Source organism: Actinomadura soli, assembly GCF_005889715.1.
Taxonomy (GTDB): Bacteria; Actinomycetota; Actinomycetes; order Streptosporangiales; family Streptosporangiaceae; genus Spirillospora; species Spirillospora soli.
Genome location: NZ_VCKW01000248.1, coordinates 1 through 12,164, shown reverse-complemented (window position 1 = coordinate 12,164; position 12,164 = coordinate 1). Strand labels below are relative to the sequence as shown.

11 protein-coding genes, 1 other RNA gene and 2 pseudogenes are annotated in these 12,164 nt (G+C 72.9%); 8 read left to right on the top strand and 6 right to left on the bottom strand.

The features are described 5' to 3' along the window. Positions 1 to 1,604: pseudogene (locus ETD83_RS43005) on the top strand (hypothetical protein); the annotation flags it as partial. Positions 1,605 to 1,702: 98 nt separating this feature from the next. Next, positions 1,703 to 3,979 (top strand): SulP family inorganic anion transporter, encoded by a 2,277-nt coding sequence (locus tag ETD83_RS33185; protein WP_138649158.1) that lies wholly within the window; start codon positions 1,703 to 1,705, stop codon positions 3,977 to 3,979. Between the two features lie 108 nt (positions 3,980 to 4,087). On the opposite strand, the gene ETD83_RS33180 is transcribed toward ETD83_RS33185, so the two are convergent. After that, a complete protein-coding gene (locus ETD83_RS33180; RefSeq protein WP_138649157.1) occupies positions 4,088 to 4,288 on the bottom strand; it encodes a hypothetical protein in 201 nt (66 codons plus the stop codon). Positions 4,289 to 4,499: 211 nt separating this feature from the next. Here ETD83_RS33180 and ETD83_RS33175 point away from each other — a divergent pair, with 211 nt between their 5' ends. Next, the gene (locus ETD83_RS33175; RefSeq protein WP_205718016.1) at positions 4,500 to 5,498 is read left to right on the top strand and encodes an alpha/beta hydrolase; all 999 of its coding nucleotides are present in this window, start codon (positions 4,500 to 4,502) and stop codon (positions 5,496 to 5,498) included. A 10-nt stretch (positions 5,499 to 5,508) separates the two neighbouring features. Here ETD83_RS33175 and rnpB read toward each other — a convergent pair. The 4 genes from rnpB to ETD83_RS33155 form a co-directional block, all read right to left on the bottom strand. Continuing rightward, an RNA gene (rnpB, locus tag ETD83_RS33170) (RNase P RNA component class A) lies at positions 5,509 to 5,901 on the bottom strand. 53 nt (positions 5,902 to 5,954) lie between these two features. After that, positions 5,955 to 7,298 carry a TrpB-like pyridoxal phosphate-dependent enzyme gene (locus ETD83_RS33165; protein WP_138649156.1) on the bottom strand — a complete coding sequence of 448 codons (1,344 nt, stop codon included), beginning with the start codon at positions 7,296 to 7,298 and terminating at the stop codon, positions 5,955 to 5,957. Between the two features lie 91 nt (positions 7,299 to 7,389). Further along, a complete protein-coding gene (locus ETD83_RS33160; protein ID WP_230421351.1) occupies positions 7,390 to 8,556 on the bottom strand; it encodes a bifunctional RNase H/acid phosphatase in 1,167 nt (388 codons plus the stop codon). Beyond that, positions 8,553 to 9,296 (bottom strand): zinc ribbon domain-containing protein, encoded by a 744-nt coding sequence (locus tag ETD83_RS33155; RefSeq protein WP_138649154.1) that lies wholly within the window; start codon positions 9,294 to 9,296, stop codon positions 8,553 to 8,555. The genes ETD83_RS33160 and ETD83_RS33155 overlap by 4 nt, the downstream gene beginning before the upstream one ends. 18 nt (positions 9,297 to 9,314) lie before the next feature. On the opposite strand from ETD83_RS33155, the pseudogene ETD83_RS45575 reads away from it, so the two are divergent. Further along, positions 9,315 to 9,479: pseudogene (locus ETD83_RS45575) on the top strand (helix-turn-helix domain-containing protein); the annotation flags it as partial. A 180-nt stretch (positions 9,480 to 9,659) separates the two neighbouring features. On the opposite strand, the gene ETD83_RS33145 reads toward ETD83_RS45575, so the two are convergent. Then, positions 9,660 to 10,481, bottom strand: coding sequence for a Nif3-like dinuclear metal center hexameric protein (locus tag ETD83_RS33145; RefSeq protein WP_138649153.1), 822 nt, complete (start codon positions 10,479 to 10,481; stop codon positions 9,660 to 9,662). A gap of 102 nt (positions 10,482 to 10,583) precedes the next feature. Here ETD83_RS33145 and ETD83_RS33140 point away from each other — a divergent pair, with 102 nt between their 5' ends. The 4 genes from ETD83_RS33140 to ETD83_RS46165 all read left to right on the top strand — a co-directional run. Then, a complete protein-coding gene (locus tag ETD83_RS33140) occupies positions 10,584 to 11,117 on the top strand; it encodes a pyridoxamine 5'-phosphate oxidase family protein (protein WP_138649159.1) in 534 nt (177 codons plus the stop codon). A 45-nt stretch (positions 11,118 to 11,162) separates the two neighbouring features. Next, positions 11,163 to 11,507 carry a DUF6191 domain-containing protein gene (locus tag ETD83_RS33135; RefSeq protein WP_138649152.1) on the top strand — a complete coding sequence of 115 codons (345 nt, stop codon included), beginning with the start codon at positions 11,163 to 11,165 and terminating at the stop codon, positions 11,505 to 11,507. Positions 11,508 to 11,550: 43 nt separating this feature from the next. Continuing rightward, the gene (locus tag ETD83_RS33130) at positions 11,551 to 11,949 is read left to right on the top strand and encodes a hypothetical protein (RefSeq protein WP_138649151.1); all 399 of its coding nucleotides are present in this window, start codon (positions 11,551 to 11,553) and stop codon (positions 11,947 to 11,949) included. A gap of 68 nt (positions 11,950 to 12,017) precedes the next feature. Beyond that, on the top strand, positions 12,018 to 12,164 hold a 147-nt coding region (locus ETD83_RS46165; RefSeq protein WP_138649150.1), incomplete at its 3' end, for a DUF2510 domain-containing protein.

Genomic DNA, 12,164 nt, shown 5'->3' with positions numbered 1-12,164 from the left:
CTCCCGCCCCGAGCGCCCAGGCGTCGGACGAGATGGAGGACGACGACTACTGGGCGACGATCACTTTCGACAAGCCCAAGTTCCCCTGGCAGCACGACAACGAAGGCGACCGCGCGGGGGTCGACCCGGCCCACGACCCGCTGAACGCGCAGGCGCCCGCCGAGCAGCCGCCGATGGAGCAGCCGCCCTTCGAGCAGCCGGGAGTCCCCCAGCCGAACCTCACCCAGCCCGTCCCCATGGGCGCCGACGGCCCGATGCTCGGCGGCGTGGGCAATGGCATGGCCGGTGGCATGAGCAACGGACAGGGCGCCGGAACCGGCCCCCAGCAGATGCCCGGTCCCGGCGGATTCCAGGGCGGCTCCCAGTTCACCGGGCAAGACCCGGGATCCACCGCGCTCGACCCGATCCCCACTGGGCTCTCCGGTTCCGGCGCTCCCGGCGGGATCGGCGGCCCGAGCGGCCCGGGCGGCCCCGGCATGCAGGGCGGTCCCGGCATACAGCCGCCCTACGGCGGGCAGGAGCCGCAGCCCGCGTACGGGGCGGCCGACCACGGCCCGGGTGACCCGTCCTACGGCGGGCAGAGCCACGACCCGTACGGCGGAGGCGGCCAGAGCCAGGGCCAGGACCAGTACAGCGGCGGTCACGACCAGGGTTATGGCGACTACGGCTCCGACCCGCTGGGCAACCGTCCGGCCGCGGCGGCCGGCCCACCTCCCGCAGGACGCCAGGACGGCTACGACATGGGCCTCGGCTCGTCCGCGCCGGGCGGCGGGGCACTCGGCGGCGACCCACGAGTGTCCGACCCGCTCGGGCTGTCCCTCGGCCGGACCGACGAGCCGTCCGGCCCACCCGCTCCCCCGGCGCCGGTCGCGCCCGCGGCGTCCGGGGGCTCCGGCTCCGACACCGACGGCCACAAGCTCCCGACCGTGGACGAACTGCTCCAGCGCATCCAGAACGACCGGCAGCGGGCGGCGGGCACCACGGCCTCGTCCGACCCGGGCGGCTCCTACGGCGGTTCCCTGAACGACCCGCTCGGCGACCCGCTGAGCACCGGCTCGTTCGGCGCCACCGGGGGGACTGGCGGTTCCGGCGGCAACGGCAACACGGGCCCGTGGCCGAAGCCCGGCCAGGCCGGCGGATACGACTCCGGGCTCGGCTCGGGCGTGCCGTCCGGTGCCACGTCGGGGTACGACCCGGGCCTCGGTGGCGCGTCCGGATACGGGCAGGGCGGGCAGAACGACGGGTACCCGACGGCCCCGGCCTACGGCGACTCGTCCCGCTACGACGACCCGCTGAGCGGCGGCGGACGCGAACCGTACGGCGCGCTCGGCGGCACGGACGGCGGTTCCGGCGCCGCTCCGGGCGGTGCGGGCGTCTACGGCGACTTCAGCGGCAGCAGCTACAACGGCGGCGACCCGCTCACCGCGCCGCACGACCCGAACGCCACCCAGGCGTACGACCCCAACACCACGCAGGCGTACGGGGCGGGCGGCTACTACGGCGGCTCGCAGCCGGGCGGGTACCAGCAGGGCGGCCAGCCGAACGAGACCGGCCCCTACGGTTCCCGCCAGCCCGCCGACGACTGGGAGAACTACCGCCGCTGAACCGGCACGGCAGCACGCATCGAGGGCCGACGGATCCGTCCGGCGGCCCTCGCCGTGTTCCCGGGTGAGGTACCGCCGATCCTGGTTACATACATAGAGTGACTCCAAAGCCACTCAGTGTCTCCGTCCTGCGCCGGGATCTTCTCGCGTCGTTCGTGGTCTTCCTCGTCGCGATCCCCCTGTCACTGGGCATCGCGGTCGCCTCCGGCGCCCCGGTCGCCGCCGGGCTGATCGCCGCCGTCGCCGGCGGGATCGTCGCCGGCCTGGTCGGCGGATCGCCGCTGCAGGTCAGCGGCCCCGCCGCCGGGCTGACGGTGATCGTCGCCGGGCTGATCCAGACCTATGGCTGGCGCGCGACCTGCACGATCACCCTGCTCGGCGGGCTGCTGCAGCTCGCGCTCGGCGCCAGCCGCGTCGCACGCACCGCGCTCGCCGTCTCCCCCGCCGTCGTGCACGGGATGCTCGCGGGGGTCGGCGTCGTCCTCGTCCTGGCGCAGGTGCACGTGGTGCTCGGCGGCAGCCCCCAGCACTCGGCGATCGACAACCTCCGCGAGCTGCCGGGGCAGCTCGTCCATCCGCACACGCATCCCGCGCTCCTCGGGGCGCTGACGGTGCTCGTCCTGCTGGTCTGGTCCCGGCTGCCGCGCGACGGGTGGCTGCGGCTCGTCCCCGGCCCGCTGCCCGCCATCGCCCTCGCCACCGTGACCGCGTGGTCGCTCGGCTGGAACGCGCAGCGCGTGGAACTGCCGGAGACCCTCCTCGGTGATTGGAGCGCGCCCGTCCTGCCGGACGGCTCCCTGCTCTCCGTCGGCGGCGCCGTCGTGTCCGTCGCGCTCGTCGCGGCGGTCGAGTCGCTGCTGTGCAGCGTGGCCATCGACCGCTCGCGTCCCGCCGGCGTCCCTCGCGCGGACCTCGACCGCGACCTGCTCGGCCAGGGCGCGGGCAACGCGGTGTCGGGGTTCCTCGGCGGGCTGCCGATCGCGGGCGTGATCGTCCGCAGCACGGCGAACGTGGACGCGGGCGCCCGCTCCCGCTGGTCCGCCGTCATGCACGGGGTGTGGGTCCTGGTGCTGGCGCTGTCGTGCGGCCCGGTCATCGAGCAGGTGCCGCTGCCCGCGCTCGCGGCGCTGCTGGTCGTGCTCGGCGTCCGCCTGATGGACACCGCGCGCGTCCGTGACCTTCGTCACCATCGCGAGGCGCCCGCCTACTACGTCACCCTCGTCGGCGTCGTCGTCCTCGGGCTCGGCGAGGGCGTGCTGCTCGGCATCGGGATCACGGCGGTGCTGGCGCTGCGGCGGCTGACCCGGCTGTCGGTCCGCGCGGAGCACCTCATCCCGGCGCCGGACGACGGGCCCGTCCCGCCCCGCACGCACGTGGTCGTCGAGGGGACGCTGACGTTCCTCGGCGTGCCGAAGGTGACGCGCCTCCTGCAGGGCGTCCCGTCCGGCTCCCACGTCGACCTGGACCTCAACGTCGACTTCATGGACCACGCCGCGTTCGACGCCATCCACCAGTGGCGGCTGGCGCACGAGCGGCAGGGCGGCAGGGTCGACATCGATGAAGTTCACGAGGCTTGGTATGAAAGAGCTGTGACAGGCGAAATGTCTCAACCGCGCAAGACGCCCCCGCCGACCCGCTGGTGGGCGCCGTGGGCGAACAGGCGGCGGCGCTCCGAGGCCGAGCTGGACGCGCCCGAGGTGTCCCCGGCCGCGGTGCTGTTGGACGGCGTCCGGGAGTACCACGGCCGCACCGCCCGCCTCGTCCGGCCGATCATGGCCGAGCTGTCGATGGAGCAGAAGCCCCAGCACCTGTTCATCACCTGCGTGGACTCCCGCATCGTGCCCAACATCATCACCGCCAGCGGGCCCGGCGACCTGTTCATCAACCGCAACGTCGGCGCCCTCGTCCCCCGGCACGGCTCCCGCACGCCCGACGACTCCGTCGCCGCCACCGTCGAGTACGCCGTCAACGTCCTCGACATCCGGACGATCACCGTCTGCGGCCACTCCAACTGCGGAGCGATGGCCGCGCTCCTCGCGGGCGGCACCGAGGTCGACCACCTGACCGGCCTGTCCCGCTGGCTCAAGCACGGCAACCACAGCCTCGCCCGCTTCCTCGCCGAGGAGCCGCCCGGCACGGACGAGTCGCCCCTCACCCGCCTCTGCAAGATCAACGTGATGCAGCAGCTCGACAATCTGCTCACCTACCCGTGGCTCCGGGACCGGGTCGAGTCCGGCGAGATCGAGCTGGTGGGCCTCTATCTGGACCTGCAGTCCGCCAACGTCGAGATGCTCGACCGCACCACCGGCGCCTTCACGCCCGTCCCGGACGAGCCCGTCCCGGACGGCCCCCCTCAGCCCCGATCCCTCACCTGAAAACAAAGCGTGGGTCGTCCCCCCGCAAGGACGACCCACGCGTCTCCACCGCGGCCCTGCGCACCCGCCGGCACCCCCGTTCGGCGGGCACCGGGCCGCGTTCTCCGGCTAGCGGCTGACGAGCTCGTTGTCGTGGCGCGCGTAGTCGCGGACGTACATCCCCGCCACCCGCCGCGCCCGCCGCGCGCGGCGGTCGGACGCCGGGAGGAACAGCGCGTCGCGCCGGCTGGCGCGCGAGAAGTCCCACAGGTACACGACACCGGCAAGTCCCCCGGCGAGCACGAGGGCCACGAACGCGATGACGAACATCAGCTCTCCTCTCCACGGAACCCAGCACCCGGCTCCGCGTCGTCACCGATCAAGGCGATCAGCTCTTAACTTGGACAGTAAGCGCGTTGTTTCATCTCCTCTGTGTCGTGTGACCCGAACCTGTCGAGTCGTATGCCCCTGCGAAGTTGCGTGCACGTCCCGCTCTCGCTGGGCGAATAGGGTGGCTGACAACCCATGAAGGAGGCCGCGCGTGGCGGACGGACCCGTCTTCGACCCGGACATCGACGAATGGCTCAGGCAGCGCGTCCAGGCCCCGACGGCCGCCGACACGTCCGTCGAGGGCTTCCGGATCCACCTCCGGGCGGGCAACGAGCTGGCGCTCGGCCGCCTCCCGGATCCGCCGGTGGCCGCGGCGGAGCGCGACGTCGTCCTGGAGACGTCCGGCGGCCCCGTGCCCGCCCGCGTGATCGAGCCCGCGACCCGGCTCACCGACGCCACGATCGTGTTCTTCCACGGCGGCGGATGGGTCGCGGGCGACGAGCACACGCACGTCCAGTACTCGCGGCGGCTCGCCGTGGAGACCGGCTCGACGGTCGTCGGCGTCGGCTACCGCCTGGCCCCCGAGCACCCGTTCCCCGCGGCGTTCGACGACTGCCTGGCCGCGACACTCCACGTAGCCGGGGCCACCCCCGGACGGACGGCCGTCGCCGGGGACAGCGCAGGCGGCCAGCTCGCCGCGTCCGTCGCCATCGCCTGCCGCGACCGGGGGATCCCGCTGGCCGCGCAGCTCCTCATCTCCCCGGTCACCGACGTCACGGGCGGCTACGCCGACCCGCACGTAAACGCACGCCACCCGTCCCGCGCAGACCGGGCGGACGGCTACGGCCTAACCCTCGCCGCCATGCGATGGTTCGCCGAGCAGTACGTCCCGTCCGGCCCCGGAGAGGACTGGCGGGTCTCTCCACTCCGCGCGTCCGACCTGACAGGCGTCGCCCCAGCCGCCGTCCACACAGCAGGCTTCGACCCACTACGAGACGAAGGCAACGCCTACGCCACCGCCCTACAGGCCGCCGGAGTCCCGGTCATCCACCGCGAGTGGCCCACCCTCAACCACAGCTACTTCGCCCTAGGCGGCGTCACCACAACAGCCGAGCACGCCGCCCAACAGGCCGCGACCGACCTCCGCACCCTGCTGACCACACCCCAACCCCCCACCGCAACCCCAGCAAGCCACACCACAACCACCTAAGCCCGGAAGGCGGACGAGTCGGCCTGTAAGCCGGGTTCTGTGCCCGCCGCCCCCGTTGGGGCGGTGGGTGACGGCCATCCATCTCGGGCCGCCGTTGCCGGCGGCCTCCAGCGGTCTACCCGCAGGCTCGGGCGGGCAGCCCTCGGGCACCTGCGCGGAGCCTTTCGGCCCCTTCTTGACCTTGCTCCGGGTGGGGTTTACCGAGCCGCCCACGTCACCGTGGGCGCTGGTGAGCTCTTACCTCACCGTTTCACCCTTACCGCCGGCGGACCGGCGGCGGTTTGCTTTCTGTGGCACTTTCCCGCGGGTCACCCCGGGTCGGCGTTACCGACCACCCTGCCCTCTGGAGCCCGGACTTTCCTCGACGGGGATACCTCCCCGACGCGGCCGTCCGGCCGGCTCGTCCGCCGTCCTTCAAGGTTAGTGGGTGCGCACGTCACTTGCGCACCCGCCGCATCACGGGAGGGTGGTCAGGGCCTCGTCGAGGCGGGACTGCGGGAGCGCGTGGTCCTCCATCTCGCCGGAGAGGAAGCGGTCGTAGGCGGCCATGTCCAGGTGGCCGTGGCCGCACAGGGCGGTGAGGATGACCTTGGGTTCGCCGGTCTCGACGCAGCGGCGGGCCTCCTCGACGGCGGCGGCGAGCGCGTGGGTCGGCTCGGGGGCCGGGATGATGCCCTCGGTGCGGGCGAACAGGAGGCCCGCCTCGAAGCATTCGCGCTGCGGTTTGGCCTCGGCCTCGAAGAGGCCCAGGTCGTACATGTGGGAGAGCAGCGGGGCCATGCCGTGGTAGCGGAGGCCGCCCGCGTGGATGGGGTCGGGGACGAAGTCGTGCCCGAGCGTGTGCATCTTGAGCAGGGGCGTCAGGCCCGCGGTGTCGCCGAAGTCGTAGGCGTAGCGGCCGCGGGTGAAGGACGGGCACGCCTCGGGCTCCACCGCGCGGAAGACCGGGTCCATGCGTCCGGCCATTTTCTCGCGCAGGAACGGGAAGAACAGGCCCGCGAAGTTGGAGCCGCCGCCGGTGCAGCCCACGATCAGGTCGGGGACGTCGCCGGTCTGGGCGAGCTGTTCGAGGGCCTCCTCGCCGATCACCGTCTGGTGCATCAGGACGTGGTTGAGGACGCTCCCGAGCGCGTACCGGGTGTCCTCCGGCGCGGCGGACTCGACGGCCTCGCTGATCGCGATGCCGAGGGAGCCGGGCGAGCCGGGGTCGTCCGCGAGGATCTTCGCGCCGGACGCGGTGAGCGGCGACGGGCTGGCGTGCACCTTCGCCCCGTACAGCTGCATCATCGAGCGGCGGTACGGCTTCTGGTCGTAGGAGGCGCGGACCATCCAGATCTCGCAGTCGAGGGCGAACTGGGCGCAGGCGAACGCGAGGGCGCTGCCCCACTGCCCGGCGCCGGTCTCGGTGGTGAGGCGGCGGACGCCCTGGCGCGCGTTGTAGTACGCCTGCGGGACGGCCGTGTTCGGCTTGTGCGACCCGACCGGGGACACGCCCTCGTACTTGACGTAGATGCGCGCGGGCGTGCCGAGGGTGCGTTCGAGGCGGTGCGCCCGGATGAGCGGCGTCGGGCGCCAGAGCCGGTACACCTCGCGGACGTCCTCGGGGATGTCGACGTACCGGTCGCCGGTGACCTCCTGCTCGATGAGGTCCATCGGGAACAGCGGGGCCAGGTCGGCCGGGCCGAGCGGCTCGCGTGTTCCCGGGTGGAGGGGCGGTGGCGGCGGCGCGGGCAGGTCGGGGACGACGTTGTACCAGCGCCTCGGGAGCCTCGACTCGTCCAGCAGGATCTTCGTGGTCACGGTTCCTCCCCAGGTCACGGTGCCTATCGCGCAGCGTAAGCGGCCGAGGATCAACGGGGAAGAGCGTTCCGGTCAGGTTTCCGGATGCCGGTCAGGTTTCCAGGTGGTGGACGTCGTTGAACGCGCGGAGCGACGCGGGCCCGTCGGCGTACCAGTCGATGGACGACAGCGCCGCCACGTCCAGGTGCATCCGGTACAGGGACGTCATGGGCGCGCCCAGGGCGTCCATCACCAGGAGCTTGATGGGCGTGACATGCGAGACGACCAGGACCGTCTGCTCGCGGTAGCGGACCTTCAGCTTGTCCAGGGCCGTCCGGACGCGGCGGGACACGTTCGCGAAGCTCTCCCCGCCGGGCGGCGCGACCTCCGGGTCGGCGAGCCACGCCTTCAGCTCGGCGGGCCACGCCCTGTCCGCCTCGGCGAACGTCAGCCCCTCCCACTCGCCGAAGTCGGTCTCGCGGAAACCGTCCTCGACGCGGACGTCCAGCCCGGTGGCGGCGGCGATCTCGGCGGCCGTGTCGCGGCAGCGGGACAGCGGGGACGTGACGATCGCGTCGAGCCCGCGGTCCTTGAGCGCGAGGGCCGCGGCCCGGGCCTGGGCGGCGCCGTGCGCGGTGAGGGGGATCTCGCCCGTCCCGGCGAAGCGCTTCTCGGCCGACAGCGGCGTCTCGCCGTGCCGCAGCAGGACGGTCGTCATCGGGGTGCCCGACGGCGGCGACCACGACGGCGCGGGGGACGGCGGCGGCTCCGGCTCCCCCGGCGTCTCCTCGACCTTGCGGACCCAGTGCTCGCCGCGGGCGGCGGCGTCCATGGCCTCGTTGGCGAGCCGGTCGGCGTGCGCGTTGCGGTTCCGCGGGATCCAGCCGTAGGACACCGACCCGAGGCCGCCCGCCGCGTCCCGCGCCTGGAGCGCCAGCGGCACCATGTCCGGGTGCTTGATCTTCCAGCGGCCCGACATCTGCTCCACGACGAGCTTGGAGTCCATCCGGACCTCGACGCGGGCGGACGGGTCGAGCTGCGCGGCGGCCGTGAGCCCCGCGATCAGGCCCCGGTACTCGGCGACGTTGTTGGTGGCGTGCCCGATCGACTCGGCGACCTCGGCGAGGACCTCCCCGGTGAGCGCGTCACGGACGAGCGCCCCGTATCCGGCCGGACCGGGGTTCCCGCGCGACCCGCCGTCCGCCTCGACGACCAGCTTGCGCCCGCCCCCGTCCTTGCGGGAGGACGGCCCTCCACGCCCCCCGGCACCCGCGTTCACAGGCCCGATTCCGGGGTCCGGATGAGAATGCGGCGGCATTCCTCGCAGCGGACCACCTCGTCCTCGGCGGCGCCCCGGATGCGGTTCAGGTCGACGGTGTTCAGCGCCAGGTGGCAGCCCTGGCAGGCGCCGCGGAACAGCTTCGCCGCGCCGACGCCGCCGAACTGGCCGCGCAGCTTCTCGTAGAGGGCGAGCAGGTCGTCCGGGACGTCCTTGGCGACGGCGGTGCGCGCGGCGCTGGTCGTCCCGGCCTCCTCGTCGATCTCCCGCAGGGACGCGTCGCGGCGCCCGCTGAGCCCGGACAGCTCATCCTGCGCGGCGGACTGGTCGGCGCGGAGCGCGGCGACCTTCCCCTCCGCCTCCTCCGTCCGCTCCATGATCTCCAGCACGACCTCCTCCAGGTCGGACTGGCGGCGCTGCAGCGACTCGATCTCCGCCTGCAGGCTGCCGAGGTCCTTGGCGGACGCCACCTGCCCGGAGTCGAGGCGCTTCTGGTCCCGGTCGGCGCGGGTGCGGACCTGGTCGACGTCCTGCTCGGCCTTCTTCTGCTCCCGCTCCAGGTCGCCGACCTCCGTCTCGGCCGCCACGATCGCGTCGCGCAGCCCGGTCAGCCGGCCCTCAAGGCGCTCGATCTCGGCCAGCTCCGGCAGGGTGCGGCGGCGGTGCGCCAGCCGGTCCAGCGAGCTGTCGAGGTCCTGCAGGTCGAGCAGGCGAAGCTGGGCTTGCGGTGCGGCCTTCACCGAGCACCTCCCGTGCGGATGGTCGATCCCGCGCGATCGCGCGGGAACAGAACAGCTTTCGGCAATGACTTACTCAAAACGACTCCTGCTGTGAATCCATCCGATGAGACAGCGGACAAGTGCCGGGCCTGCCCGGGCTCCGAGCAGGCGGCGGCGCTGAACCGCACGTTCGGGTGTGTGCGCCTGGTCTGGCACAGGACGCCGGCCGGTCGCCACGCCCATCCTGGCCGCCGGGCCGGCGCTGACGGCCTGTGGAGCGTGCGTGAGACCTCCGGGGGTGCCGCCCCCGGGGCGGCCGGCTGTGAAGCAGGAAATCCGGCCCGCGAGGGAAGGAACCCCCGTTCCGTGGGACGGCGGGTGATGTCAAAGCGCTCCTTCGTCGTGAAGGCGCCACGCGTCGGTGACGAGCGTGGACACCCGGGTCTCCAGCTTGCCCGCTTCCGGGGAGGCCGCGGCCAGGCGCCGTTCGGCGTCGGCGAGCCAGGGCCACTCCGTCGCCCAGTGCGCGGCGTCCACCAGGGCGGGCCCGCCGTGCTCGGCGAACTCCGAAGCCGGGTGGTGGCGCAGGTCGGCGGTGAGGTACACGTCGACACCGGCGGCCCGCGCGGTGTCGAGCAGCGGGTCGCCCGCGCCCCCGCACACGGCGACGGTGCGGACGGGACGGTCCGGATCGCCCGCCGCGCGGACGCCCCAGGCCGTGGACGGCAGCCCGGCGGCCACCCGTCCGGTGAACTCCCGCAGCGTGACGGGCGCGTCCAGCTCCCCGATCCGGCCGAGGCCGCGGCGGGGATCGTCGGCGGCGGGGACCATCGGACGCAGCTCCCCGGCGAGGCCGACCGCCCGCGCCAGCGCGTCCGACACGCCGGGGTCGGCCCGGTCGGCGTTCGTGTGCGCGGTGTGCAGCGCCACCCCGTTGGTGATCATCCGGTGGACGAGGCGGCCCTTCGGCGTGGTCGCGGCCACCGAGTGAACGCCGCGCAGCAGCAGCGGATGGTGCGTGACGACCAGATCGGCGTTCCATTCCAGCGCCTCGTCGAGCACCGCGGCCACCGGATCGACCGCGAACAGGACCCGGCCGACCTCCTGGTCGGGGTCGCCGCAGACGAGCCCGACGGCGTCCCAAGGCTCCGCCCACGACGGCGGATAGAGATCCTCAAGAGCCGCGATGACATGGGAAAGGCGCACGTCCCGCAGGCTACCGCGCCGAGCCCCCGCCAACGAGCGTCCCTGGGGGGTGCCGGGGTCTGGAACGATGGGCGGGGGCACCCCGACAGAGAGGAGTACGCCATGTCGGCTGCCGGCGCCGCCGCGGAACCGGAGCCCGCAGAGCCCATCGCAGAACGTCCGTACATGCCCGGCTACGGCATCCAGGGACCGGACCAGGGAAGCGGCCTGCTCCCGTGGTCCTGGGCCGTGGAACGGCTGATGGCCGCGCGCAACTTCTGGCTGTGCACCGTCCGGCCGGACGGACGTCCGCACGCCATGCCGGTGTGGGGCGCCTGGTCGGGTGAGGCGCTGCTGTTCAGCAGCAGCGTCCCGTCCCGCAAGATGGTCAATCTGCGCGCGAACCCCCAGGTGACGGTGACGACGGAGGAGGCGGAGAACCCGGTCGTCATCGAAGGGCTCGCGGAGGTGCTCACCGAGAAGAGGGACCTGCAGCGCTTCATCGACCTGGTCAACTCCAAGTACGCCACCCGATATCGTGTGGACTTCCTGGACCCAGAGGTGAACGCGACCGTCGCGGTGCGGCCACAGCAGGTGTTCGGGCTCCGCCAGGGAGACTTCACCGGATCTCCCACCCGGTGGTCGTTCACGACCTGATCGTCCGCCGGGATCATTCTGGAGACTCACCGCGTTGGAGAGTGTGTGAAGCCACCCTTTCGCCGCCGCAAGCGCGTCAAAGGCCGCGCGATGGGCAACCGCCCCGAGCCGGCCGAGCAGGAGACCGTCGAGTGGCCTCGTGACGGCACCGGCAAGTCGACCGTGATGGGCGCCATCCGCGGTGACGGCAAGACCGGCGCGGGCTTCGGCGGCGGAATGTTCGAGGACCTCGCGTCCGTGTTCGAGGGCTCGAAGAAGATCAAGGTCGAGGAGCAGGAGCGGCAGCGGCTGCTCCGCAAGGACGACCACGAGCAGACGGGGTCGGGCAGCTCCCGCGACGACCTGGCCTCCGGCAAGATCCGCATTCGCCGCACCCCGCCGCCGGACTGAGATCTGTTCGAACATTTGTTCGAAGCTGGGTTATCCTGCCGATGTGAGCACCTACGTTCCGCCCGGCTGGCCCTCGCAGGTGCACCCACCGGGCTCCGACCGATTCGAGGACACCGCCCTGGCCTGGCTGCTCGAGCTCGTCCCGCCCGAGTACCGCCGCTACGGCGTCCTGCGCCGCTACCCCATCGCCCTCGCCCGCATGGCCCGGCATCACGTCAGCGCGTCCGTCGAGGCGGCCCGGGAGGGCTTCCGCACCGCCCGGGTCGATCTCGGCGAGGTCGTCCCGCCGCACGGCATCGAGTCCGTCCTGGACACCTACCGCCGCGAGGGCGCCCGCCTCGTCGCCCTCCTGCAGGGCATCGAGCTCGTCGAGACGGCCCTGCGCGGCCTCGCCGAACCGGACGACCCCGCCCATCGCCGCCCGTTCACTCCCAAGCTGTGACCGTCCCGTTGACGCTGAGTCGCGGCGTGCGCAAGCCTTGACCCGACGTTGACGGGAGGCGGAGTCCGGTGAGCGCACCACCTGGGTGGTACCCAGATCCGGAGTTGATGGGCCGCGAACGCTACTGGGACGGACAAACCTGGACCGACCAGTCCCGCCGCTACGAACCCCGCTCCCGCCACCGCCGCCGCACCTGTCCCTTATACACCGCTGTT

Excerpts from the sequence above, each read along its gene's own strand:
- ETD83_RS33180 (WP_138649157.1), bottom strand. The coding sequence starts at position 4,288 with ATGTTCGTCATCGCGTTCGTGGCCCTCGTGCTCGCCGGGGGACTTGCC.
- ETD83_RS33140 (WP_138649159.1), top strand. The coding sequence starts at position 10,584 with ATGTCGGCTGCCGGCGCCGCCGCGGAACCGGAGCCCGCAGAGCCCATC.